The 24,991-nt window shown below is 62.8% G+C and carries 23 protein-coding genes and 1 pseudogene; 13 read left to right on the forward strand and 11 right to left on the reverse strand.

What is annotated here, in order from left to right:
• Positions 1 to 59: 59 nt before the first annotated feature.
• The 7 genes and pseudogenes from CQ015_RS16875 to CQ015_RS16905 form a co-directional block, all read left to right on the forward strand.
• A pseudogene (locus CQ015_RS16875) lies at positions 60 to 659 on the forward strand (TlyA family RNA methyltransferase); the annotation flags it as partial.
• 71 nt (positions 660 to 730) lie between these two features.
• A complete protein-coding gene (locus tag CQ015_RS16880) occupies positions 731 to 1,756 on the forward strand; it encodes an NAD kinase (RefSeq protein ID WP_105554348.1) in 1,026 nt (341 codons plus the stop codon).
• Positions 1,757 to 1,859: 103 nt separating this feature from the next.
• Positions 1,860 to 3,608, forward strand: a complete 1,749-nt coding sequence (gene recN / locus CQ015_RS16885) for a DNA repair protein RecN (RefSeq protein ID WP_105650698.1) — start codon at positions 1,860 to 1,862, stop codon at positions 3,606 to 3,608.
• A 101-nt stretch (positions 3,609 to 3,709) separates the two neighbouring features.
• Positions 3,710 to 5,392, forward strand: a complete 1,683-nt coding sequence (locus CQ015_RS16890; RefSeq protein ID WP_105650699.1) for a CTP synthase — start codon at positions 3,710 to 3,712, stop codon at positions 5,390 to 5,392.
• Between the two features lie 68 nt (positions 5,393 to 5,460).
• Complete coding sequence (locus CQ015_RS16895) at positions 5,461 to 6,114, forward strand: NUDIX hydrolase (RefSeq protein ID WP_105650700.1); 654 nt, start codon at positions 5,461 to 5,463, stop codon at positions 6,112 to 6,114.
• Between the two features lie 2 nt (positions 6,115 to 6,116).
• On the forward strand, positions 6,117 to 7,076 hold the full coding sequence (xerD, locus tag CQ015_RS16900) for a site-specific tyrosine recombinase XerD (protein WP_105650701.1): 960 nt from the start codon (positions 6,117 to 6,119) through the stop codon (positions 7,074 to 7,076).
• A gap of 4 nt (positions 7,077 to 7,080) precedes the next feature.
• Positions 7,081 to 7,587, forward strand: a complete 507-nt coding sequence (locus tag CQ015_RS16905; protein WP_258138780.1) for an 8-oxo-dGTP diphosphatase — start codon at positions 7,081 to 7,083, stop codon at positions 7,585 to 7,587.
• On the opposite strand, the gene CQ015_RS16910 is transcribed toward CQ015_RS16905, so the two are convergent.
• The 6 genes from CQ015_RS16910 to CQ015_RS16935 form a co-directional block, all read right to left on the reverse strand.
• Positions 7,584 to 7,862: a helix-turn-helix transcriptional regulator gene (locus tag CQ015_RS16910; RefSeq protein ID WP_258138782.1), complete on the reverse strand. Its 279-nt coding sequence runs from the start codon at positions 7,860 to 7,862 to the stop codon at positions 7,584 to 7,586. The genes CQ015_RS16905 and CQ015_RS16910 overlap by 4 nt on opposite strands.
• Positions 7,862 to 8,359, reverse strand: a complete 498-nt coding sequence (locus CQ015_RS16915) for a DUF2975 domain-containing protein (protein ID WP_105554342.1) — start codon at positions 8,357 to 8,359, stop codon at positions 7,862 to 7,864. Before CQ015_RS16915 ends, CQ015_RS16910 begins: the two co-directional genes overlap by 1 nt.
• Before the next feature lie 133 nt (positions 8,360 to 8,492).
• On the reverse strand, positions 8,493 to 9,632 hold the full coding sequence (locus CQ015_RS16920) for a bifunctional 2-methylcitrate synthase/citrate synthase (RefSeq protein WP_105650703.1): 1,140 nt from the start codon (positions 9,630 to 9,632) through the stop codon (positions 8,493 to 8,495).
• A 32-nt stretch (positions 9,633 to 9,664) separates the two neighbouring features.
• Positions 9,665 to 10,594 (reverse strand): methylisocitrate lyase, encoded by a 930-nt coding sequence (gene prpB, locus CQ015_RS16925; protein WP_105650704.1) that lies wholly within the window; start codon positions 10,592 to 10,594, stop codon positions 9,665 to 9,667.
• Between the two features lies 1 nt (position 10,595).
• Complete coding sequence (locus CQ015_RS16930) at positions 10,596 to 12,113, reverse strand: MmgE/PrpD family protein (RefSeq protein ID WP_105650705.1); 1,518 nt, start codon at positions 12,111 to 12,113, stop codon at positions 10,596 to 10,598.
• Positions 12,110 to 12,760, reverse strand: a complete 651-nt coding sequence (locus CQ015_RS16935; protein WP_105554338.1) for a GntR family transcriptional regulator — start codon at positions 12,758 to 12,760, stop codon at positions 12,110 to 12,112. The genes CQ015_RS16930 and CQ015_RS16935 overlap by 4 nt, the downstream gene beginning before the upstream one ends.
• Before the next feature lie 172 nt (positions 12,761 to 12,932).
• Here CQ015_RS16935 and CQ015_RS16940 point away from each other — a divergent pair, with 172 nt between their 5' ends.
• Positions 12,933 to 14,837, forward strand: a complete 1,905-nt coding sequence (locus CQ015_RS16940; RefSeq protein WP_105570089.1) for an AMP-binding protein — start codon at positions 12,933 to 12,935, stop codon at positions 14,835 to 14,837.
• A gap of 258 nt (positions 14,838 to 15,095) precedes the next feature.
• Here the strand turns inward: CQ015_RS16940 and CQ015_RS16945 are convergent, their stop codons facing one another.
• Both CQ015_RS16945 and CQ015_RS16950 read right to left on the reverse strand, forming a co-directional pair.
• Positions 15,096 to 15,818: a response regulator gene (locus CQ015_RS16945; protein WP_105650706.1), complete on the reverse strand. Its 723-nt coding sequence runs from the start codon at positions 15,816 to 15,818 to the stop codon at positions 15,096 to 15,098.
• On the reverse strand, positions 15,815 to 17,506 hold the full coding sequence (locus tag CQ015_RS16950; RefSeq protein WP_105650707.1) for an ATP-binding protein: 1,692 nt from the start codon (positions 17,504 to 17,506) through the stop codon (positions 15,815 to 15,817). Before CQ015_RS16950 ends, CQ015_RS16945 begins: the two co-directional genes overlap by 4 nt.
• 168 nt (positions 17,507 to 17,674) lie before the next feature.
• Between CQ015_RS16950 and CQ015_RS16955 the strand changes: the two genes are divergently transcribed.
• On the forward strand, positions 17,675 to 18,976 hold the full coding sequence (locus CQ015_RS16955; RefSeq protein ID WP_105570091.1) for a cation:dicarboxylate symporter family transporter: 1,302 nt from the start codon (positions 17,675 to 17,677) through the stop codon (positions 18,974 to 18,976).
• A 214-nt stretch (positions 18,977 to 19,190) separates the two neighbouring features.
• Here the strand turns inward: CQ015_RS16955 and CQ015_RS16960 are convergent, their stop codons facing one another.
• From CQ015_RS16960 to CQ015_RS16970, 3 genes are all read right to left on the reverse strand, one after another.
• Entirely contained in the window at positions 19,191 to 19,706 is a 516-nt protein-coding gene (locus tag CQ015_RS16960) for a hypothetical protein (protein ID WP_219843952.1), read from the reverse strand.
• A 92-nt stretch (positions 19,707 to 19,798) separates the two neighbouring features.
• Positions 19,799 to 20,149 carry a VOC family protein gene (locus CQ015_RS16965; RefSeq protein ID WP_105554332.1) on the reverse strand — a complete coding sequence of 117 codons (351 nt, stop codon included), beginning with the start codon at positions 20,147 to 20,149 and terminating at the stop codon, positions 19,799 to 19,801.
• A gap of 96 nt (positions 20,150 to 20,245) precedes the next feature.
• Positions 20,246 to 20,830, reverse strand: coding sequence for a TIGR03086 family metal-binding protein (locus CQ015_RS16970; protein WP_105570093.1), 585 nt, complete (start codon positions 20,828 to 20,830; stop codon positions 20,246 to 20,248).
• 477 nt (positions 20,831 to 21,307) lie between these two features.
• Here CQ015_RS16970 and CQ015_RS16975 point away from each other — a divergent pair, with 477 nt between their 5' ends.
• The 4 genes from CQ015_RS16975 (at position 21,308) to CQ015_RS16990 (ending at position 24,991) form a co-directional block, all read left to right on the forward strand.
• Positions 21,308 to 22,165, forward strand: a complete 858-nt coding sequence (locus CQ015_RS16975) for a ParA family protein (RefSeq protein WP_176484102.1) — start codon at positions 21,308 to 21,310, stop codon at positions 22,163 to 22,165.
• Positions 22,165 to 23,040, forward strand: coding sequence for a ScpA family protein (locus CQ015_RS16980; RefSeq protein ID WP_105650708.1), 876 nt, complete (start codon positions 22,165 to 22,167; stop codon positions 23,038 to 23,040). The genes CQ015_RS16975 and CQ015_RS16980 overlap by 1 nt, the downstream gene beginning before the upstream one ends.
• Complete coding sequence (gene scpB / locus CQ015_RS16985; RefSeq protein ID WP_096284271.1) at positions 23,033 to 23,623, forward strand: SMC-Scp complex subunit ScpB; 591 nt, start codon at positions 23,033 to 23,035, stop codon at positions 23,621 to 23,623. The genes CQ015_RS16980 and scpB overlap by 8 nt, the downstream gene beginning before the upstream one ends.
• Positions 23,624 to 23,722: 99 nt before the next feature.
• On the forward strand, positions 23,723 to 24,991 hold the full coding sequence (locus CQ015_RS16990; RefSeq protein WP_105554329.1) for a pseudouridine synthase: 1,269 nt from the start codon (positions 23,723 to 23,725) through the stop codon (positions 24,989 to 24,991).

Here is a 24,991-nt window from a genome sequence, read left to right on the forward strand (position 1 = left end):
AATTCAGGAAACCCACCGGAAGTCCGGCGTGATACCGATCCGGTGGGCTTGAGAGTCTCCATGAAAAATCTGGGCTAGATGTGTTTACGACCGTCGACCCAATGTCTATGCGCTGTCTCGATGCAGGAGCGTCGACCGGCGGATTCACCGATGTGCTATTGCGCCGCGGGGCTAAGCATGTAGTGGCAGCCGATGTTGGGCATGGACAGCTCGTCGATCAGATCCGCCAAGACCGACGGGTTTCGGTTTTTGAAGGGCTTAACGTTCGTTATCTGAAACCCGAAGATATTGGAGGAGAAGTCGACCTTGTAGTGGCCGACTTGTCCTTCATCTCCTTGCGCTTGGTGATCGATGCGCTCGCGGGAGCAACACGCCTAGGCGGTTCCTTGATGTTGATGGTCAAGCCGCAGTTTGAAGTTGGCCGCGACCACTTGAACCGCACCGGTGTGGTTTCATCTCCCGAGCTACGCCGCAGCGCCATTGAAGGCGTCGTGAAAGCCGCGCGGGAAGCCGGGCTGGAGCTTTGCGGAGTAGCCCGCAGCCCGCTGCCCGGACAAGACGGCAACGTTGAATTCTTCCTCTGGCTCGGAAAAGTTCCAACCGGTCATCAACAATCGGTCAGTGAAACCGAAATGTGGGACGCGGTTGACTACTCTTAGAAGTGACTTGCTTGTGCGGTGACATACTCAGCGCCAAGCACATACCTCGAACCAGAGAGGGGCAGCCTGCCTTGCGACGCATTCTAGTTTTCACCCACACCGGGCGCCAAGAAGCGATCGCCGCGGCCATCGAAACCTGTGGGTTGCTCGATGCGGCAGGTGTGATGCCGGTAATGCGTCAAAAGGATCACGAAGCAGTGCTGGAGGCCAGCCATGGGCTGCAGGTTCCCATGGAGATCTTGGACCAGGACTGCACCATCGATGAGGTGGATCTGGGCGTAGTCCTTGGCGGCGACGGGTCGGTGCTGCGCGCCGCGGAACTGGTCCGCCAAGCGCCGCTGCCATTGGTCGGCGTGAATCTAGGGCATGTCGGTTTCCTTGCGGAGGCCGAGCGCTCCGAGCTGGCGAGCACCGTACGGGATCTCGTCTCCGGTGCATATTCCGTCGAAGAGCGGATGACCATCGAGGTTAAGGTGTGGTTGGACAATGTCTGCCTGGCCGAAACTTGGGCTCTGAATGAAGCCGCCGTTGAAAAAGCCAACCGTGAACGCATGATCGAAGTGGTAATCGAGGTAGACGGTCGACCGATCTCCACATTCGGCTGCGATGGCGTCGTGATGGCTACCCCCACCGGATCTACCGCCTATGCATTCTCGGCTGGAGGCCCGGTAGTTTGGCCAGAGGTTGCCGCGCTGATTATGGTCCCGATTAGTGCGCATGCGCTGTTTGCCAAACCGCTGGTGGTTTCCCCGGACTCGGTTATGGCTGTGGAGACGCTCACTCGCTCAGAGGCCGGTGCGGTGCTGTGGTGCGATGGGCGCCGTACCATCGACCTGCCTCCGGGTGCACGCATCGAGGTTACGCGCAGTGAAATACCGGTACGCATGGCTCGCTTGAACACCACTCCTTTCTCCGAACGTCTGGTGAAGAAGTTTGAATTGCCCATCCAGGGTTGGCGCGGACCTGCCGACGAGGACGATCGTCGTCCGGCGACCACCGCGCTGCAGGTGACCGGCCCGGGCTTTCAAAGCATTGAGCCGCACCACAAGGACGAACCAAGCATCCCCTTGGTAGCCCGTGACGAAACTAAGCAGTAGGAAACACGACCCGCAGTAACGATATTCGAACAAACTTACGATTGAGCAAGTACTATTAGGACGAGAACTGGAACGCATGAACTAGAACGACCGGGAGCGGGCTATGATTCAGGAAATTTCGATCTCCAACCTTGGTGTGATCACTCAGGCAACTCTGCCACTGGGGCCAGGGTTGACGGTAGTCACCGGTGAAACGGGCGCGGGTAAGACCATGGTCATCACCGCCTTGTCACTATTGCTTGGGCGGCGGGCCGATGCAGGTGCCGTGAGAAACGGCGCCAAGCATGCGCTGGCCGAAGCGGTCGTGCATCTGGAGCCCGACAATCACGTACTTGAATCCGCCACCCATGCCGGCGCGTTCGTGGACGAGGTGGGGGAGAAGAGCGAACTGATCCTCACCCGGTCGCTGTCCGCGCAGGGGCGCTCGAAGGCGACTGTCGGAGGACGAAGTGCTCCGGTAGGTTTGCTGGCCGAATTGGGCCAAGAGCTTGTCGCGGTGCATGGCCAGTCCGATCAGATCCGTCTGAAGGAAGCCAGCGCGCAGCGCGACGCGCTGGACCGTTTCGCTGGCTCGGCCCTTGCCCGCACGTTAAGCAGCTATCAGCGCACCTATCGGCAGTGGCGCACCGCCAGCAAGGAACTCGCGGCGCTGAAGCAAGACTCGCGAGATCGGGTGCGCGAAGCCGAAAATCTACGACTGGCTCTCGACGAGATCGATTCGCTGGAGCCAATGCCAGGCGAAGACGAACAACTGCGCGAAACCGCAATCAAGCTGGGCAATGTCGAATCGCTGCGTAACGCCAGCCAGCAGGCTCGCGCGATCGTCGACAGCGAAGATTTTGAGACCCCCGGGATCACCACCCTGGCCGAATCCGCTCGCGGTGTGCTCGCGCAGTCAAGCGGCGATGATCCAGCATTGGCGGCATTTGCCGAGCGCGCCGCAGAATTGGGCATTCTCGCCTCCGAACTTTCTAGTGATATGGCCAGCTATGTTTCGGACCTCGATGAAGAGGGGCCGGAGCGGCTGGCGCTGATCGAATCCCGCCGCGCGGAACTGAACAAGCTGCTGCGCAAGTACGCACCGAGCATCGATGAGGTGCTTGCCTGGGCTGATGAGTCCCGACAGCGGCTGGAGCAGCTTGGTTCCGATGACACCCGCATCGAGGAGCTCGAAAGCACGGTGGTCGAACTGGAGCAGAAGGCCGCGTCGCTGGCTACCGAACTATCCGAGTCTCGTCGTAAGGCGGCCGCAAAGCTCTCCAAGCGGGTCAGCGAGGAATTGACGGCGTTGGCCATGCCGGATGCGAAACTATTTGTCGAGATCAGTGAATTGCCTGAGCCCGGTGCCTACGGCCAAGACCAGATCGAGATGCTGCTTGCTCCGCATGCCGGCGCCTCGCCGCGGCCGCTGGGCAAGGGGGCCAGTGGTGGTGAGCTCTCACGCGTGATGCTTGCCATCGAGGTGGTGCTCGCGGCGGTGGACCCGGTGCCAACCTTTATTTTCGACGAGGTCGACTCGGGCGTGGGCGGCAAGGCGGCGGTAAGCATTGGTGAGAGGTTAGCCATGCTCGCGCGCCATGTGCAGGTCATTGTGGTCACACACCTGCCCCAGGTTGCCGCTTACGCAGATCGCCATATCCGGGTGATCAAGACCTCAAATGGAAAATCCGCGGCCGGTGCAGGGTTTACCGCCAGCGATGTAATCACCTTGGACGAGGCCGAGCGCGTGCGCGAGTTGGCGCGCATGCTGGCAGGTCAGGAGGATTCCGACACCGCGCAGGCGCATGCCGAAGAGCTGCTCGCCGACGCGCGAAAGATGGTCGACGCTCTGGTGACGAAGAGCGCATGCTAGATTGCGGAATCGGACTTTGGCATCGCGGATGCGTGTCGTAGAGTTGCAAAGTGGATGGTCGGTATTCGCGCAAGCGAGCAATGGTGATAGGATGAAATCCCGTGGTGCAGCGTAATTTAACTCGTGATTCTCGGTCGTCTGAAACGACAAAGCATATCTTCGTCACCGGCGGTGTGGCCTCCTCCCTGGGTAAGGGATTGACGGCATCCAGCCTTGGACATCTACTTCGAGCTCGTGGTCTCTCAGTGACCATGCAGAAGCTCGATCCGTACCTGAACGTCGATCCAGGTACAATGAACCCCTTCCAGCACGGTGAAGTCTTCGTTACCGACGATGGCGCAGAAACCGACCTGGACATTGGACACTATGAGCGTTTCCTGGATGAAAATCTTCCAGGCAGCGCGAATGTGACCACCGGTCAGGTTTACTCAACCGTTCTGGAACGCGAACGTCGCGGCGAATACCTGGGCGACACCGTCCAGGTTATCCCGCATATCACCGATGAGATCAAGCGCCGTATGCGTTTGGCCGCCACCGAACCCGGTGCCGGCAAGTCCGCCCCGGACGTGATCATCACCGAAATCGGTGGCACCGTCGGCGATATCGAATCCCAGCCATTCCTCGAAGCGGCCCGCCAGGTCCGCCAGGATATCGGCCGGAAGAACGCCTTCTTCGTGCACGTCTCCCTCGTTCCATACATTGGTCCAAGCCATGAGCTGAAGACCAAGCCAACCCAGCATTCGGTGGCAGCCCTGCGCTCCATCGGCATTCAGCCAGACGCACTGGTGATCCGCTCGGACCGTGAAATTCCCGACGAGATGCGCGCCAAGCTCGGCCGTACCTGCGATGTGGAAACCGAAGCGGTCATTAGCTGCGCCGATGCGCCAAGCATCTACGAAGTTCCCAAGATCCTGCACTCCCAGGGCCTTGACGCCTACATCGTGCAGACCTTGGAACTGAAGTTCCGCGACGTGGACTGGGAGGGCTGGGACCGACTGCTGGACGTGGTGCACAACCCGAAGCATGAACTGACCATCGCTCTGGTGGGCAAGTACATCGATCTGCCAGATGCCTACCTGTCGGTTACCGAGGCGCTGAAGGCCGGTGGTTTCGCCAATGAATCCAAGGTCAAGATTCGCTGGGTGCCATCGGATGACTGCGCCACCGAAGACGGTGCACGCAAGTCGCTTGAGGGCGCCGAAGCGATCTGCGTCCCCGGCGGATTCGGCATTCGCGGCCTGGAAGGCAAGCTCGGAGCATTGCGCTTCGCTCGCGAAAACCAGATTCCAACCCTCGGCCTCTGCCTGGGGCTGCAGTCGATGGTGATCGAGTACGCCCGCAACATGGCCGGCCTGCCAGGGGCTTCCTCGACCGAATTCGATCCAGAATCTTCCACCCCGGTCATCGCGACCATGGAAGAGCAGCTGAGCATCGTTGACGGAAAGGGCGATCTTGGCGGCACCATGCGTCTGGGACTGTATGACGCGAAGCTCGCAGTAGGATCGGTCTTGGCTGAAACCTATGGCAAGACCGAGGTCGCAGAACGACACCGTCACCGCTATGAGGTCAACAACGCCTACCGTGCGCAGCTCGAAGAAGCAGGTCTGGTCTTCTCCGGTACCTCCCCGGACGGACAGCTTGTCGAGTTCGTGGAACTGCCTAAGGACGTACACCCGTACTACGTCTCCACGCAGGCCCACCCGGAACTCTCCAGCCGCCCAACCCGTCCGCACCCGCTGTTTGCAGGTCTGGTCGCCGCGGCGCTGGCCAAGCGCAACGCCTAAGCAAAACCCGGTTCTAAACCGTCTAAGGTAGTACCAGCAAGGTAATACCTATAGAAGGGCCCGTTCGCGTGGAACCACAACCGATAGCCGATGAACTTTCACCACGAGAGCTCATCGCCAGCGAAACCGTTTATGAAGGACGCATCTGGAATGTCGTCCACGATACGGTGCAACTTTCGGATGATGGAACCCGCATCGAGCGAGACTACATCGTGCACCCTGGTGCCGTGTCGATTCTCGCCCTCGATGAGCGTGAACGGGTCCTTCTCGTTAACCAATACCGTCACCCGGTAGGCATGCGGCTATGGGAGCTACCCGCTGGCCTGCTCGACGTGGCTGGCGAGCCGCCCTTGGACGGGGCGAAGCGCGAGCTCTGGGAAGAAGCCGATAGCACCGCCGAGACCTGGTCGGTGCTCACCGACGTGTTCCTCTCACCGGGTTCTTCCTCCGAGGCATTGCGCATCTTCTTGGCGCGCGATGTGCAGTTGGTGCCAGAGGACCAACGCCACGCACGGACCGAAGAGGAAGCTGAAATCATCACCCGCTGGGTGCCCTTGGACGAGGCTGTTGCCGCAGTGCTCGCCGGGGAGATCCACAACCCTTCGGCGGTTGTCGGCCTGCTGGCAGCGCACGCGGCCCGAGCCACCGGTTACGTCTCGCTACGCGAGGCCAACAGCGCCTTCGAAGCGCACCCTGGGCTGCGCAGCAAAGCCTCATCGTAGCGATGAGCCTTCCCGAGCACGCCGCGGTACCAATCCCGAAGTCCTCGAAGTTCGCTTCCGCGCTACGCCGCTACTTGCAGCATCTGGCCATTGAACGCGGACTGGCGAAGAATACGCTGGAGTCCTACCGGCGGGATCTAACCCGGTACCAAGAAGCGTTGGAAGCGCGCGGCATCACCGACCCGGCACGCCTCACCGAGAATGAGGTCAGCGGCTACCTGCAACAGCTGGCCCGCGGGGATGCGGAGCACCAGGCGCTGGGGGCGCGTTCGGTCGCCCGGCATACGGTGGCCATCCGGCAACTGCATAAGTATTGGGAGCTGGAGGAAATCTGCTCCCCGAATCCGGCCCGCGAGGTGCAGCCTCCGGCCGTCGGCCAGTCGCTGCCCAAGGCGATCAGCATTTCTGCCGTCACCCAGATCCTCGACTCGATCGCTCTCGATACTCCCGCGGGGTTGCGCGATCGGGCGATTCTCGAATTCTTGTACTCCACCGGGGCACGCATTTCCGAGGTCGTCGCCCTGGACGTCGACGACCTGCATTTTGCCGCCGACGCGGTAGTGCGGCTGTTCGGCAAGGGCTCCAAGGAACGCGTTGTTCCGGTGGGCGGATATGCGCAACGCGCAGTGAGCGACTATCTGGTGCGGGCCCGTCCGGGGCTGGCCGCCAAAGGCAAAGGCACTCCGGCGTTGTTCTTGAATCAGCGCGGTGGGCGGCTTTCGCGCCAGTCGGTGTGGCTGATCCTGTCCAAGGCCGCCGAACACGCCGGGATTCAAGGCGACGTTTCCCCGCACACGCTGCGCCACTCTTTCGCCACCCATCTGTTGGAGGGCGGTGCGGATGTTCGCGTGGTGCAGGAACTGCTCGGCCATGCCTCGGTCACCACCACGCAGATCTACACGAAGGTCACCGTCGATTCGCTGCGGGAGGCGTACCTCTTCGCGCACCCGCGCGTGAACTAGCGGAGTGGAGGCCACTACGATGGTGACCCAGCCGCAACCCGTCGCGCTCTTGGCGCTGCTGCGCGAAGGCACCCGGGGCACCGAGCTGCTTTTGGGACGCAAGCTGCGCGGCTTTGGGCAGGGGAACATTGTGCTGCCGGGCGGAAAGATTGAGCCCGGGGAGTCTGCGCAGCAGGCTGCGATGCGGGAGTTCCGCGAAGAGACCGGGGTTTGTGTGCAATCGGCAGATCTGACGCTCGCCGCCCGGGTGGCCTTCACCTTTCCGGCGAATCCGCGCGCGGATATGGACTGCGCGGTCTTCACTGCGCGAATCGCCAGCGGAATGCCCGCGCCCAGCGAGGAACTTGAACCGTTATGGTTCCCTGTCGGCGAACTGCCGGTGAGGCAGATGTGGGAGGATTCCCCACTCTGGCTCCCGGCCTTGGCTGCAGGGACGCGGTTCACCGCGAAGATCATTCTGGCCGCGGATAATCTGGCGGTGCAATCGATCGATTTCGAGCCCTGGGACTAGGCTATTTTCGACGCGTCGGATGGAAGCGTGGCTTGGGACAGCGGAGCTTCGGCTCCGCGCGGATCGTGGTTTTCGGCTTCGAATATCAAAAGGTCGCCCGGCTGGCAATCCAGGACCTGGCACAGCGCTTCCAGTGTGCTGAAGCGCACCGCCTTGGCACGTCCATTCTTCAGGACCGCAAGATTGGCCGGGGTAATGCCGATCCGCTCGGCTAATTCGCCGACCGCCATTTTGCGTCGGGCAAGCATCACATCGATATCCACTCGAATGGCCACTAAATCACCCCGCCCAACTCGGTGCGTAGCATGGCCGCTTGGGCTTCGGTGGTCGCCGCCTGCGACAGCAGATGACGCAGCACCAAGACGATCAGGGCGATGCCCGCTAGCAGGACACCGAATCCGCCGACCAGGAGCACTACGCCGGGAGCCACCGCCTCGCCCGGGGCCATGATCGCGCCAAGTACGAATGTCAGCACCGCTCCGGAGGCAATTGCGGTGATGATGATGTTGACGAATTTGAATGAGGCGTGGGTGAATACCGTTCCGCGCCGCACCCGGGCGACCAGCTTCCAGACGCAGACGCAGCAGATCTGAACGATCAGCAGGGCCAATACCGCGTAGCTGAACAACGAGATGCGCAGGTAGGCGAATTCTGCTGGACGGTCGGCCAGTTCCATGGCCGCCAGGGGGATCATGAAGCATTGGATGAAGAGCGAGCCGAGGACTACTAGTCCCAGCACGATTCGCAACGCCAAAGTGCTCGATTTACCCATGTGACACTCTCCAATTGTCGCTTAGCGATGCATACCTATCGAAAAACAATAGACCGAACCTGCCGGAAACGCAAGAGCGGGGTCGGACCCGTAGGTCCGACCCCGCCGAATGAGCCGTAGCTGCGCTAGGTGTTTACAGGGCGCGCTGCTCCGGGCCGTTGTATGCGGACAGCGGCCGGATCAGCGCGTTGGAGGCGCGCTGTTCGAAGATGTGGGCGGTCCAGCCGGTGATTCGCGCCGCGATGAAGATCGGCGTGAACATTTCGGTGTCGAAACCCATCAGGTGGTAGGTCGGGCCCGCCGGATAGTCGAGGTTCGGCTTGATCGCCTTGGCCTCGTCCATCGCGGATTCCAGCCCGTCGTACAGGCCGAGCATTTCGGAGCGATCGTAGTGCTCGATCATCTTATCCAGCGCGGCCTTCATCGTCGGCACGCGCGAGTCCCCATGCTTGTAGACCCGGTGGCCGAAGCCCATGACCTTCTTCTTCGCGGCGAGGGCTTCTTCCATCCACGTTTTTGCGCGGGCCGCGGCATCCTTGCGCGACTCGTTCTTGTCGATTCCGATCTCGTCGAAGGTGTGCATCACCGCCTCGTTGGCGCCGCCGTGCAGCGGACCCTTCAAGGCGCCGATGGCACCGGTAACCGCCGAGTGCAGATCCGCGAGCGTCGAGGTGATCACTCGCGCGGTGAAGGTGGAGGCGTTGAAGGAGTGCTCCGCATAGAGCACCATCGACACGCGGAACGCGTCGACTACCGCCGGCGCGGCTTCTTCGCCGAAGGTCATCCACAAGAAGTTCGCCGAGTAGTCCAGGTCCTCGCGCGGAGGCGCCACTTCCTGGCCGCGGCGGCGGCGCTGATCGTAGGCAACGACCGCCGGGAAGGCGGCGAACAGCTCCTTCGCCTTGCGCAGTTCCGCCTCGGGGGAGGAGTTCTCCGCCTCCAGGTGGTTCGCGCCGATCACCGAGACCGCGGTGCGCCCGACATCCATCGGGTGGCAATCTGTGGGCAGCAGATCGATGGCTGCCTTCACCCGCGGATCGAGCGCACGATTGGCCCGCTCGAAGGCGCAGAATTCGGTCAGCTCCGACTCGCTGGGCAGCTCGCCGGTCCAGAGCAGCAACGCGACCTCTTCAAAGGATTTGTTCGCCGCCAGATCCTGCACCGGGTAGCCGCGGTAGAGCAGCGAGTTGGTGTCCGGGTTGACCTTGGAGACGGCCGTGTAATCCACGACGACGCCTGCAAGGCCCTTCTTGATTTCCTCGGTGGTGGTCATGAGTTCATCCTCTTCGTTGATGGATTCCCGTGCTAGAGGTTCGAGTTGTTGGTATCGATGTCCAGGGTGGGGACTTGGAAGTTGAAGATCCCGGTGTCGAACCGGTTGTACGCCTCGTAGTCGACAAGCTCGTAGAGGCGTGACCTGGTTAACATGTTATCCACTTCACTCTCCTGAGTCCCATCCTCGCTGATTGCGTCGAGCACACGCTCGGCGGCGCCCATGGCGCTGCGCAGCAAGGTCACCGGGTAGATGATCAGCGCGACGCCCGCGTCGGCAAGCTCCTGGCGGTTGAACAGCTCGGATTTGCCGAACTCGGTCATATTCGCCAGCACCGGCACGTCGACCGCGTTGCAGACCGCTTCAAATTCCGAAACATTCTTCATCGCCTCGGGGAAGATCGCGTCGGCCCCGGCATCGACCATCGCCTTGGCCCGGTCGATGGCCGAGTCCAGCCCCTCCACCGCGCGGATGTCGGTGCGCGCCATGATCAGGAAGTTCTCATCGATGCGTGCGTCCGCGGCGGCGGCGATGCGCTTGAGCATGGTGTCGGTATCCACCACGTTCTTGCCGTCCAGGTGGCCGCAGCGCTTGGGGTTGAACTGGTCCTCGATGTGGCAGCCGGCCAGGCCGGCGTATTCAAGTTCCTGGATGCTGCGGGCCACGTTCATCGGCTCGCCGAATCCGGTGTCCGCGTCCACGATCGCCGGCAGGTCCGTCATCCTGGCGATCTGCCCGGCGCGGGTGGCGACCTCGGTCAGCGAGGTCAGCCCGATGTCCGGCAGGCCCAGGTCGTTGGCGAGCACCGCGCCGGAGATGTAGACCCCGTCGAAGTTCTTCTCGCCGATCAGCTTGGCCGAGAGCGGGTTGAACGCCCCGGGGAACTGGCGGGCGGCACCCGGGGTGAGCATTTCGCGCAGCGCGACCCGCTTCGCGGCGGGGGTGAGGGTTGAGTACAGCATGTTAGAACAGGCCCTTCGGTGCGTTCGACTGGTCGATCACGCCGGTGGCGGCGACGATGTTCAGCTGCTCCAGCTCGCCGGCGCCGAGGTTTTCCAGGTTTTCGGCGGCCGCGATGAAGCGGTCGATCTCCTGCTCGTCCACCAGGCCCGCGGCCAGGCTGCGGAACTTGTTGATGTACTGCTCGCGGGCGAAGGGGCGGGCGCCCAGCGGGTGCGCGTCGGCCACGGCGATCTCATCGGTGATCACGGTGCCGTCGTTCAGCGTGATTTCGACGCTGCCGCCGAAGGCCTTCTCCGCGATGTCCAGCGAGTGGTAGCGGCGGGTCCATTCGGCGTCTTCTTCGGTGGTGACCTTGTGCCACAGTTCGACGGTATCCGCGCGTCCGGCTCGCTCCGGGGCGTAGGAGTCCACGTGGTGCCAGGCACCGTCCTGCAGCGCGACGGTGAAGATGTAAGGGATCGAGTGGTCCAGGGTTTCGCGCGACGCGGTCGGATCGTACTTCTGCGGGTCGTTGGCGCCGGAACCGATCACGTAGTGGGTGTGGTGGGAAGTCTTGATCAGCACCGAGGCCACGTTCTTCGGATCGGTGGCTTCCGGGTGCTCGCCGTGCAGCTTGCGGGCCAGGTCGATCCAGGCTTGCGCCTGGTATTCGGCGGAGTGCTCCTTGGTGTAGGTGTCCAGGATCGCGCGCTTGGCCTCGCCGGCCTCGGGCAGCGGCACCTCGTAAGCGGCGTCCGGCCCGTCGAGCATCCAAGCGATCACGCCGTCTTCGCCTTCGTAGATTGGGACCGGGGAGGTCTGCCCGCGCATCGCGCGGTCGGCGGCCTCGACGGCCATCTTGCCGGCGAAGGCCGGGGCATGGGCCTTCCACGTGGAGATCTCGCCCTTGCGCGACTGGCGGGTCGCGGTGGTGGTGTGCAGGCCCTGGCCGACGGCCTGGAAGATCGTTTCCAGATCCAAGCCGAGCAGGGTGCCGATGCCTGCGGAGGCCGAGGGGCCCAGATGCGCCACGTGATCGATCTTGTGCTTGTGCAGGCAGATCGCCTTGACCAGGTCCACCTGGATCTCGTAGCCGGTGGCGATGCCGCGGATCAGGTCCTTGCCCGAGGCCCCGGTGTGCTGGGCGACGGCGAGGATCGGCGGGATGTTGTCGCCCGGGTGGGAGTACTCGGCGGCCAGGAAGGTGTCATGGTAGTCCAGCTCGCGCACGGCCACGCCGTTGGCCCAGGCCGCCCATTCGGGGGAGACCTTCTCGGTGATGCCGAAGACGTTGGCGCCCGTCCCGCCGGTGGACGGCGCGTGGGCCAGTGCCTGGGTGCGGGCGGCGATGATCGGGCCGCGGTTCAGCGAGGCGATGGCCACCGAGGCGTTGTCGATGATGCGGTTGATGATCATGTCGGTGACCTCGGCGGTGACCTCTACCGGGTCGACCGCGACGGAAGCGATCTTGTGGGCGAGCTGATCCTCGCGGGCCAGATTTTCCTCGGAGCGGTAAACGCGAACTGGATGATTGATCATGGTGTCCTTTCAGAGGCGACCGCGTGGGTCATGATGTGTTCAAACGATTGGTGCAGGTGCACGGTGGTGGCCGCCGCGGCGACCTCTGGTTTGCCCGAAGCGATGGCCCTGGCGATCGCCGCATGCTCGCCGGCGGACTGCTCGAGCCGATCGGGGTTGTCCTTGGCCAGCCGGCGCACCCGTTGCAGGTGGACGCGCAGCGTGCGCAGCGCGTGAGATAGGTAGGCATTATTGGCCGCGTCGTCGATCATTTCGTCGAGTTCGCCCACCAGCTCGTAGTAGCCCTCGGTGGGGGTGCTTGCACGCAGCTGCTTGGCGGCCGTTTCGAAGCGCCGTGCCAGCTTGGCGAAGGCCTCGCTCCGGCTTGAGCGGGCCGCGAGCCGCGCGCTTTCGCATTCCAGCGCCCGGCGCAAGACGAACAGGTCCTCGACGTGGGATTCGGAAACTTCGGAGACGATCGCACCGCGCCCGCGCTGCTGCACCGCCAGGCCGTCGGCGACCAAGCGGGCCAGTGCCTCACGCACCGGGGTGCGGGAGACTCCGAGCCTGGCCGACTGCTCCACCTCGGCGAGTACCGTGCCCGGTGACAAGCGCCATTCGACGATGTCTCGGCGCAGGCTCTCGTACACCTTGTCACTTGCTTTCATGGTTCGATTGTATACACGAATAGCGAAAAAGCGACAGAGAGCCCGAATATTTTTCGTCAAATAACGAGAAATGTATACATAACACTTGCGATCATGTGACTGCGCTCATACGCTTGGAACCGAAGTTACCGCACAGCCGCCGGGTGATGACGCCCGGCCCCAGGAGGGAAACATGGCACAGGAATACCGTCAGGCCTTTGACCAGGCCGCTGCCGATCCGGCCGCGTTCTGGCTCACCGCCGCCCAAGATGTGCACTGGGATAAGGAACCCACCCAAGCCATCGACGACTCGAAGGCGCCGTTGTACAACTGGTTCCCGGACGGCGAGCTCAACCTGTCGGCCAACGCGCTGGATCGGCATGTGGCCGCCGGGCGCGGAGACTCCACGGCCTTGGTCTACGACTCGGCAATGCTGGGGACGAAGACCGAGTACAGCTACAGCGAACTGCTTCGCGAGGTCGAAATCTTCGCCGGCGTGCTCAAATCCCGTGGGGTGGAAACCGGGGACCGCGTACTGATCTACCTGCCGATGATCCCGCAGGCGGTCATCTCCATGCTCGCCTGCGCGCGGCTCGGGGCGGTGCACTCGGTGGTCTTCGGCGGATTTGCGCCCAAGGAACTGGCCGCGCGCATCAACGACTGCGCGCCGGTCGCCATCGTCACCGCCTCCGGCGGCATCGAACCCTCGCGGCATATCGAATACCTGCCGGCCGTGGCCGAGGCGCTGGCGCTCGCCGATGCCTCGGTGCGCGATGTCATCGTCGCCCACCGCGAAGGCTTTGCGCATACGCCCGGCGAATACCAGGGCGCGGCGGCGGTGAACTGGCTGGATTGGGACGAGCTGGCCAAACTCGCGCAGCCGGCCGGACCGGTATCGGTTCCCTCCACGCATCCGCTGTACGTGCTGTACACCTCCGGGACCACCGGGGCACCGAAGGGCGTGGTGCGCGATACCGGCGGCTACGCCACCGCGCTGCAGTATTCGATGAATGCGATCTACGACGTGCACCCGGATGATGTCATGTTCACCGCCTCGGATGTGGGCTGGGTGGTGGGGCACTCCTACATCGTGTATGCCCCGCTGATCGCCGGGGCCACCTCCGTGCTCTACGAGGGCAAGCCGATCGGCACCCCGGACGCGGGCGTTTTCGGGCGCATCATCGAGGACCACAAGGTCACCACGATGTTCACCGCGCCGACCGCCCTGCGCGCGGTGCGCAAGGCGGACCCTTCCGGTGCCATGATCGCCTCCCACGACCTGTCCACGCTGCGTGCGCTCTTTGTCGCCGGCGAGCGGCTGGACCCGGACACCTACCATTTCGCGGTGGACCTGCTGGGAATCCCGGTGGTGGATAACTGGTGGCAGACCGAAACCGGCTGGCCGATCGCCTCGAACCCGCTGGGGTTGGAGGAGCTGAGCGCCAAGGCCGGCAGTCCGACCACCCCGGTCCCCGGATTCAACGTGGAGATCCGCGACGCACTGGGTGAATTGGTGCCCGCCGGTGCCGAGGGGAACATCGTGATCAAGCTGCCGCTGCCGCCGGGCGCGCTGACCACCCTGTGGGGCAACGACCAGCGGTTCATCGACACCTACCTGAGCCAGATCGAGGGCTTCTACCTGACCGGCGACTCGGGATTCCTGGACGAAGACGGGTATCTGTTCGTGATGGGCCGCACCGATGACGTGATCAACGTGTCCGGGCACCGGTTGTCCACCGGGGCGATGGAACAGGTGCTGGCGAGCCATCCGGCGGTGGCCGAATGCGCGGTGATCGGCATCAGCGACGCGCTCAAGGGGCAGCGGGCCAGCGGCTACGTGGTGCTCAAATCCGGTGTCGACACCGATGCGGAGACGCTGAAGAAGGAGATCGTCGCGCTGGTGCGCCAGCATATCGGCCCGGTCGCCGACTTCCGCGAGGTCACCGTCGTCGCCGGACTGCCTAAAACCCGTTCGGGCAAGATCCTGCGCAAGACCATGCGGCAGATCGCGGACGGCAAGGACTACACGGTGCCCTCGACCATCGAAGACAGCACGGTGCTCGATGACCTGACCCGGTACCTGCGTCCACAGGCCTAGCCCGGAACCTCCGACGGTTAACGCTGCAAGGGCCTGGCCCCGCAGAAATTCTGCGAGGCCAGGCCCTTGGTCGTGCGGAGGCTAGAGGCTGACGCCGAAGACCGGAGGCAGCAGGGTGTAGATTGCGCCTACCACCAGCGCCATCGAGATCGCCAACCAGGCCGCGCAGTCGGTCACCATTTGCCCCTGGAATCACAGCGAATCGTACCGAACGCCGCGAGAGAAGGTGGCGGAAACCTTATTCCGCCACGGACGGAGCTAGCTCGAATTGTGCCGGTATTCGAATTCCGGTCTCCCACGCGTGCCATGCCGAGGCTGCTTCACCGCCGAATTAGCCATCGCCAGATGCTCCAGGTAGCGGCGCGCCGTCACGCGGGAAAGGCCCAGTTCGTCGCCGAGCTCGGTGGCCGAGAAAGCGCGGGCGGGGCTGGCCGCCAGATGGGTGCGCACCTGCTCCAGGGTCTGGCTGATCAGCCCCTTGGGCAGGGACAGCGAGGCGCTGGTGGTGCGCAGCGCGGAGAACGCGGTATCGATGGAGGCCTGCGAGGTGGAGGAGCCGGTGGAACGCATGGTGGCGATGAACGCCCGGTGGTTTTCGAGTTTTTCGGCAAACACCGCGAAGCTGAAGGGCTTGATCAGGTACTGGGTGATGCCGGTGGCTACGGCCGAACGCACTACCGCCAAGTCCCGCACCGCGGTGATCGCGATGATGTCCAGCGTGTAGCCGCGCCCCCGCATGCGCCGGGCCACGTCGATGCCGTGCAGATCCGGCAGGGTCATATCCAGCAGGACCAGATCATAGGGCGTGCCGGCGGCGTGCGCCTCGGCCAGCAAGTGCAGGGCGCCGTGCCCATTGGCCGCGATGGCTCCGGTGCGAAAGCCAGGTACCCGGTCCACATAGGTGGCGTGGGCGCGTGCGGTTTCCGGTTCGTCGTCGACCACCAGCACGAGGAATTCGGCGGTCGGCTCGGTGTGGCTCACGCGTGCTCCTCCTTGGGCGGTACCGGCAGGGTGACGGTGAAGATCGCACCGGCGTCGTTGTCTATGGTCATTGTTCCATGAAGCCGCGCCACCGCCTGCTGGACGAGGGCCAGACCGAGCCCGCGCGGTGCGCTGCCCTGTTTGGTGCTCACCCCGAAGCGCAGCAGGTTCTCCAAGAATTCGGGTTCGATGCCCGGGCCGGAGTCGGCCACCGCGATGATGACCTCGTCCTCAAGGGCGGTGACCTCCACCCAGACGGTGGATTCCGCGGTGCCCACCGAGACGTCCAGCGCATTGTCGAGCAGGTTGCCCACGATGGTCACGATGTCCGTGGCGTGGAAGGTGTCCGGACGCACCACGCCTTCGGCGCTGATGCTCAGCGTCACCCCGCGCTCGTGCGCCTGGGCGGATTTGGCCACCAGCAAGCTGGAGAGGTACACATCGTCGATATTGCGCACGATCGCGTCGGTGAGCGCCTGCGAGTGCTGCCGGTCGTCGACCGCGAAGGCCAGCGCCTTGTCCGAGCTGCCGTTTTCGATGAGCGTGGCGATGGTGTGCAGGCGGTTTGCGTGTTCGTGGGTTTGCGCGCGCAGGGCGGTGGAGAACGTCTTCAGCGACTGCACCTCGCCGGTCAGCTCCTGCACCTCGGTCAGATCCCGCAGGGTGAGCACCTGCCCGGTGGGCGGCTGCACGCGCAGCCAGCGCAAGGGCAGGCGGTAGCGGCCGGGCAGCTGGGTGCCGGTCAGCCGGGCGTTGCTCTGCGACACGGCGAGCACCGATCCGTGGCCCAGATGGATTTCATCGCGGGCGGCTCGGCCACCGGCCATCAGCTCGCGCAGGGTGTCGGGCAAGCCGGCATCGGCCAATTCCAACCCGCCGCCGGGGGTCTGCGCCGGAAGCTGCAGCAGCCGGGCCGCCTCGGAGTTGTAGAGCACGATGCGGTGCTTGCGATCCAGCAGGATCAGCCCCTCGCGGACCGAATGCAGGGCGGAGAAGTAGAAGGCGTAGAGCCGGCGCAGCCCGTGCGGGCCGAAGCCGAGGGTGGCGCTCTGGATGTACCGGGAGAAGGACCAGGAGGTGAAACCGGCCAAGAGCAGGGCGAAGAGCGAAACCAGCAGGATCTGCGGGAGCTCCTCGCGGTAGAGCACCTGCAGGCTCTCCAGCGTGATGCCGGTGGCGACCATGCCGACCAGGGTGCCGTCCGCGGCGTAGACCGGGGCGATGGTGCGCACCGAGCGGCCGAGGGTTCCCACCGCTTGCTCCGAATAGACCTGCCCGCGCAGCGCTTGCGCGGTGGAACCCGAATAGCGCTTGCCCAGCTGTGCCGGATTCGGGTGGGTCACGCGCAGCAGGTCCGGTGTCATGATCGTGATGAAATCTATCGTCGGCGCGTGGGACAAGATGTCCTGGGTGTAGGGCTGCAAACCGGCGCTGGGATCCTGCTGCTGCAAGGAGTCAACCACAAACGGGTCGTTGGCCAAGGTGGTGGACACCGTGGCCACGGTCGATTGGCGTACATCGAGCACCACCCGGGCCTGCTGCTGGTAGGAAGCGATTCCCAGCCACACCACCACCACGATGACCAGCAGCATCTGCGCGGCGAAGATTCGTGCCGCGAAGGACCAGCCGTCGCGGGTCAACGGGACCGGCGCATTGGCAGCGGCAACCTCCTGCGGGTTGCTGACCATCTGGCTGACTCCTTCGTCGGGGAAGTTTAAGTTTCTGCTGTGTGAACAATATGAACGCAATAGAGAGGCGGATCACTTTGGCGCGCACGATGGGACAAGAACGATTTTACGCGCCAGCCCGATGATGACGTTGAGCTGGCCCCTCGGCATATTAAGGCTGGAATCTCCATGGCTGTCACAGAACAAGTTCCGCAGGACCCTGCGTCGCAGGCACCGGTCAAGAAAAAGGACCGCACCCACTGGCTCTACATCATGGTGATCGCCGCCGTGGTGCTCGGCGCAGCCATCGGGCTGATCGCACCGGACCTCGGCAAGGCACTGAAGCCACTGGGAACGGGCTTCGTTGCGCTGATCAAGATGATCATCGCACCGGTCATCTTCTGCACCATTGTCCTAGGCATCGGCTCGATCGCCAAAGCAGCTACCGTGGGCAAGGTCGGCGGCCTGGCGCTGCTGTACTTCATGACCATGTCGACCTTCGCGCTGGCCCTGGGCCTGCTGGTGGGCAACCTGATCCACCCCGGCGAAGGCCTGGAGCTCAAGCCCTACGAGGCCGGTGGCGGAGACGCCGAAAACCCGACCGTCGCCTTCCTGCTGGAACTGATCCCCGGTGATCTGCCGGTGCTGCCGACCCTGGTCCTGGCGCTCATCGTCGGCTTCGCGCTGCAGTCCATGGGAAAGTCGGGCGAGCCGGTGCTGAACGCCATCAAGAGCATTCAGCAGGTCGTCTTCCGCATCATGATGATGATCATGTGGGTTGCTCCACTGGGTGCCTTCGGCGCGATCGCCGCCGTGGTCGGCGCCACCGGCTGGGCCGCCATCGGCTCGATGGCCATCCTGATGGGCGCGTTCTACCTGACCTGTGCGGTGTTCATCGTGGTAATCCTTGGAACTATTCTGCGCCTGGTCACCGGCCTGAACATCTTCTCGCTGCTGAAGTACCTGGCCCGCGAATACCTGCTGATCTTCTCCACCTCGTCCTCCGAGTCGGCGCTGCCGCGCTTGATCGCCAAGATGGAGCACGTCGGTGTCTCGAAGCCGGTAGTGGGCATCACCGTGCCAACCGGCTACTCCTTCAACCTCGATGGCACCGCGATCTACCTGACCATGTCCGCGCTGTTCGTCTCCACCGCCATGGATATGCCGATGAACCTCGGCCAGCAGGTCGGCCTGTTGCTGTTCATGATTATCGCTTCCAAGGGCGCAGCCGGCGTGACCGGTGCGGGTCTGGCCACATTGGCCGCCGGACTGCAGGCGCACCGTCCGGAACTGCTTGGTGGCATGGGCGTGATCGTGGGTATCGACAAGTTCATGTCCGAGGCTCGCGCGCTGACGAACTTCACCGGTAACGCGGTGGCCACCTTGCTGATCGGCAAGTGGACCAAGGAACTGGACATGGGGCAGGCCCGCGCCGTGCTTGCCGGCGACCGTCCGTTCGATGAGCTCTCAATGAATCCAGACGCCCACTAGTCTCGATAGACGCATAACCCAAAAATTCCGTGGTTCCTCTAAATGGAACCGCGGAATTTTTAGTTTCTGGCATGAAACCACGTCGAACTACCGGGCATTGGAGCTGGCGCATCGGCACAGACCGCCCAAGGCAACCGCCAGCGTTGGGCCGCTGACGTCTATCTATGATCAGCCGGCACCCATCGCGAACCGAGCTTGGGCTCAGTGCCCTGAATTAGTCCTTGGCAAGGCGAACCGTAGTAGTGGTGCCCATCATGCCCGCTTCGTAACTGATCTGTTCGTCGCTGAAAGTGAATTCTTTAGTGTCCGAAGTCGAAGCCAACAATGCGCTATCGGTAGCTGCTTCATCCCGTTTCGAAGTCCAGACGTACGACTCCGCGGCTTTTGCAGGAGCTTCGAAGGTGCCGACCCAATACACGGACTTGGTATCGCCGTTATTGGTCACCCAATCGATGCTGATCATGTCATCGCTAACGGTGGCGCTTTGGAAGGCGTCATCACTTTGGGAGTTAACCTGTTTCCATTCCCCGGTCAGGTCAGCCGGTTTCGCTTCTTGTATGACTTGCGCCTCGGTTGTCTCGGCGGATTTATCGGTAGCTGCAGGGGCACTGGAGCATCCGACGAGCATTACGGTCAGCGCAAGTGCGATGGGTGCGAGTGATTTTCTCATTCCTTCAGTGTTACAAGCGCAGACATTACTTTGAAGTAGTTGAGCCTTGAAATAAAACATCGTTCCACTGTGCGCTGATGTTCTCGCGATTCTCCCGACCTGTGCTGAGTTGGGCAGCGAGCCTGGGCCAATTGGCCGTTCTGCCGCGGCATTCAGGGCAGCGGAATGACCAGGGCCCCGGCGAGAACTACGCGATTTCCGTCGGGATCCTCCAACTGCAGGATATGCGCGCCCCCGCCCAATTGCGGACCCTGATGCGCGAGTCCGGTCTCAAGCAGGCGAGCGGCTTCCGCATCGAGGTCGGACTCATCGAGCACGATGGTCGAGTTGCCAGCACGGTCAGGTTCGGACCAAACCTGCACCCCGTAACCTACGCCAAGGTGCCATTCCAGCAAGCCAGGCATGGGCCGGTGATCCGGTTCGCGACCGAATAAGACGGTGTACCACTCTTCGGCACGTGCAAGATCGGTGACCGTGCAATTGGCAAGTATTCCTTTGATCATGGCTCTGTCCTTCGTTGCTGGGTTCTGCACCGTGGTGTTCCAGTCGAACACGGGAGCTGAACTGCTGCAAGCCTTTTGAGCCGGGCGGTTTTCAAACTACGGGGTTGGATTTTCTTCGACGCGACGGCCAAGGAATGCTACGAGCCTTTCGATCGCCGGCGCATCATCTGCGATGGCCTGCACCGGATCGAAGCGCCCGGTTCGGGGCTGATCTGCGAGCTGGCGCCGAACGAACTGCAAAGCTTGTTCGGCCAAGTCCTCTAGCGGCTCGAGTTGCTGGCCGGTGGCTTGGGCAAGGTCCCAGCCGTGCGCGAGCAGATCGTACATGCGTATCTGCAACCGCTCCTGTCCGGTGGCCGAACCCATGGGGCTCTGATAACTGCGTTCAAGGGCTCCGGGGCGATCGAAGGCGGCGAGTAGCCGGGTGGATGAATCGAGATAAGCGGCGAGCGGATCATCGCCCAGGACGTCGGTCGTGCGCTGCGGCGGTGACTGCTCGGTCATGAGGGCGGTAAAGACGAGGTTCATGCCGACCAGGTGCGCGATCAACTCGCGCACCGTCCAATCGGTACACGGGGTGGGCGCGGAGAGCTCTCCGGCATCAGTCCCTTTGATGAGTTCCGCGACCGAGGACAATGCGCGTTCAAGCTGTTTCACGGTTAGCTGCTGTGGTGTGCTCATGATTCCTCCAGATGATTCATATGGCCAGGTGGCGATGGGTGCGCAACATCCATAGATGAAGTTTCCCGAAGCAGTTTATCGATAACAACGCCAGACGGCGGATGTTCTGATGCGGAGTTCGGGGAGCCGATGGGTTGACGGGCAATTATTTCGTGAAAGAATCACGATGCAGCCATCGTCGAGCCTTGATTGCGAAGACCACCGGCTTGAACACTGAGCTCATCGCCCTGCCGGCCGGTGCATGGGTGGCGAAATGCCCGCGTCGTCGTCTTCAGCTGATACTCCGAGAGGCTTCCAGCTCCCTTACAACATTTGAGTTAAGGTTCAAGGTAAAGGCTCGCCGTATGAGAACCGCAAACCCGAGAATTTTTGAACCGAACCGTTAACCTTTAACCAAGTACATCGTCCGATCCGAACGGGAAGTGTGGTTCACCCATCGTGAGCGAACAGCAGGGAAGCAAACAGCGCGGCACGGGAATGCTCAAGGAGCCCCGCCCGCTCGGTCCCACCGGTAAACCGCTAACCGAATTCCCGACCCCGCAAGAACTTCCATCGCACGGCCCGGCGCGGGTGATCGCGATGGTCAACCAGAAGGGTGGCGTGGGTAAAACCACCTCCACCATCAACTTGGCCGCCGCGCTCGCCGAATACGGTCGCAAGGTGCTGCTGGTGGACTTCGATCCGCAGGGCGCGCTCTCCGCGGGCTTCGGGATGAACCCCCACGAGCTGGACATGACCGTCTACAACGTGCTGATGGACCGCAAAACCGATATCACCGATGCGATCCGCAGCACCGAGGTGGAGAATATCGATCTGCTGCCGGCCAATATCGATCTCTCCGCCGCCGAGGTGCAGCTGGTCAACGAGGTCGCTCGCGAGCAGGCGTTGGAACGTGCGCTGCGCAACGTGATCGACGACTACGACGTGGTGCTCATCGACTGCCAGCCCTCCCTGGGGCTGCTGACCGTCAACGCGTTGACCGCGGCGCACGGAGTGATCATCCCGTTGACCGCAGAATTCTTCGCGCTGCGCGCGGTAGCACTGCTGATGGAAACCATCGACAAGGTCAAGGACCGGCTGAATCAGGTGCTCGAGGTCGACGGCGTGGTGGCCACCATGTACGACGCCCGCACCCTGCACAGCCGCGAGGTCATGTCCCGCCTGGAGGAAGCCTTCGGGGACAAGCTCTTCGAGACGGTCATCAAGCGCACCATCAAATTCGCCGATGCCAATGTCGCCGCCGAACCGATTACCACCTATGCGGGCAATCACCCGGGCGCCGTGGCGTACCGGAATCTCGCGAAGGAACTGATCTACCGTGGTGGCGCCCCTTAATGAGCGCGCAGGCCACCGAAAAAACCGCCACCGACCCATCCACCACGGATGAGACGGCTGGCGGTTTTCGGCTTGCACTGGAAAATTTCAACGGCCCCTTCGACGTGCTGCTGCACCTGATCACGCAGCGCGAAATGGACATCACCGAGGTGGCGCTGGCCGAGGTCACCGACGAATTCATCGCCTATCTCAAGGAACTGCAGGGCGCCGGGGACGGGCTGAAGCTGCTCGATGAGACCACCGAATTCCTGGTGGTCGCCTCCACGCTGCTCGATCTCAAGGCGGCCCGGCTGCTGCCGCGCGGCGAAATGGCCGACGAGGAAGACTTCGAGCTGCTCGAAGCAAGGGATCTGCTCTTCGCCCGGCTGCTGCAGTACAAGGCGTTTAAGCACGCCGCAGAATTCCTCGGGCAGCGCTACCACGAGGAATCGGCGCGCCGGCCGCGCGAGGTGTCGCTGGAGCCGCAATTCGCCGCCCTGCTGCCGGAGCTGATCTTCAACATCGGCCCGGAGAAATTCGCGCAGCTCGCCGCCGCGGCTCTGGCCCCGAAGCCAGAGCCGGTGACCGAGGTAGGGCTTTCGCACCTGCACGGGGCGAATGTCACCATCGGCGCCGAGGCGGAGGCGATCACCGCGATGCTCACCGAGCGCGGCACCTTGGATTTTGCGGCGCTGATCGCAGACACCAGCGAACAGTTGGTCGTGGTGGTGCGTTTTCTGGCATTGTTGGAGATGTTCAGGCAGAAGGTCATCGTATTCGCGCAACAGGATCCGCTGGGCCGGCTGGAGATTTCGTTGGCCGGCGAGCAGGACTTCGACGTCCAAGCGGTGCAGGATAGCTACGAGGGGAGTGCTGGTGAGCCAGATCATGAGTGAGATTGCACCCATCGACGAGCTCCCCGGAGGGCTCAAATCGGGGCTCGAAGCGGTGCTGATGGTCGCCGATTCGCCCGTATCAACGGCACGTTTGGCCGAAATCTTCGAGCTGCCGGTAGCCCGGATTGCCACCACCTTGGAAGAGCTGGCGACCGAGTATGATGGTAAAGATCGTCCGCGTGGATTTGAACTACGCCGTGTCGCCTCTGGCTGGCGCTTTTATACGCGGACCGATTACGCCGATTTCGTCTCCAGTTATGTGCTCGACGGGCAAACAGCACGCCTTTCGCAGGCCGCCCTAGAAACCCTGGCTGTCATCGCTTACCGACAGCCGGTCTCGCGTGGACGTATTTCGGCGATTCGAGGTGTTAACGTCGATTCGGTGGTACGCACACTGCTGACTCGGGGATTGATTACGGAGTACCCGGAAATAGGCGACGGCGGAGCGACGCTGTACCAAACTACCGAGTACTTCTTGGAACGACTGGGACTGGGCACGCTGGAGGAACTTCCGGCGCTCTCCCCGTATCTTCCCGGAGTAGCCGACCTTGAATCGCTCGATTCGGCAACCTACGACGATTAGGCATCCGCGTATATAACGGATGCCGACCGGACACCAGATGCGTCCCGCTTGGCTGAGCGGTGCGCCCGCGATACGTAACAGACAAGGGAAGTACGAACCATGAACAAGGGTTCCTCGGCACCGCGCAATCCGCGTGGCCCCAAGAGCTTCGGCGGCAAGTCCGCCGGCAACAAGTCCTACGGCGAGAAGTCGTACGGCAACCGCTCCGATGACAACAAGTCCTATGGCAATCGTTCCGAGGGTGGTCGCTCGGAGGGCGGTCGTTCCTACGGCGAGAAGTCGTACGGCAACCGCTCCGAGGGCAACAAGTCCTATGGCAATCGTTCCGAGGGTGGTCGCTCTGAAGGCGGTCGTTCCTCCGGCGAGAAGTCGTACGGCAACCGCTCCGAGGGCAACAAGTCCTATGGTGCGAAGAACGCGTCCGGTGCAAAGCCTTACGGCTCCAAGCCGGGGACCAGGTCCGGCAAGCCGGGCGAAAGCCGCGATAAGTCGAGCTCGGCGGCCTTTGGGAAGAACTCCGAGCGCGCCTTCGGCAAGGAGCGCTTCGGCAACTCAGTGCAGTCCAGCTACGCTCGTCCTACCCAGCGCGCTCGCGCCCAGGCACGGGTCGAAAACCAGGCCAACCGCGTCGAAAACCAGGATGGGATCCGTCTGCAGAAGGCCATGGCCAACGCCGGGGTCGCTTCGCGCCGCGTCTGCGAACAGATGATCACCGAGGGCCGGGTCGAGGTCAACGGCTCGCTGGTCGTCGAACTCGGTGCCCGCGTGGACCCGAAAAAGGACTCGATCCACGTCGATGGCATGCGTCTGCAGCTGAACCAGTCGAACAAGTACTTCGTGTTCAACAAGCCCAAGCACGTGATGTGCACCATGGATGACCCAGAAGGCCGTCGCACCATCGCGGACTACTTCCGCCACGAGCACGAGTCGCTGCGCCTCTTCCACGTCGGGCGCTTGGACTACAAGACCGAAGGCCTGCTGATTCTGACCAACGACGGGGAACTGGCAAACCGCCTGCAGCACCCGAAGTACGAGGTCCCGAAGACCTACCTGGTGCAGATTCCCGGCCCGATTTCGCGCGCCGCGAGCAATGCCCTGCGCGAAGGCATCCGCTTGGAAGATGGCTGGATCAAGGTTGATGATCTTAAAGTGATTGACACCACACCGAAGTCCGTGATGGTGGAGGTGACCCTGCACTCGGGCCGCAACCGCATCGTGCGCCGCATGTTCGACGCGGTGGGCCACCCGGTAGAGCGCCTGGTGCGCGTGGGCATCGGACCGGTCCAGCTGGGCGACCAGAAGCAGGGAACCATCCGGCCACTGGGCAACCAGGAAATCGGACACCTGATGGCCATGGTGGGGATGTAG

The sequence above is a fragment of the Arthrobacter sp. MYb221 genome (assembly GCF_002979835.1).
Classification (GTDB): Bacteria; Actinomycetota; Actinomycetes; order Actinomycetales; family Micrococcaceae; genus Glutamicibacter.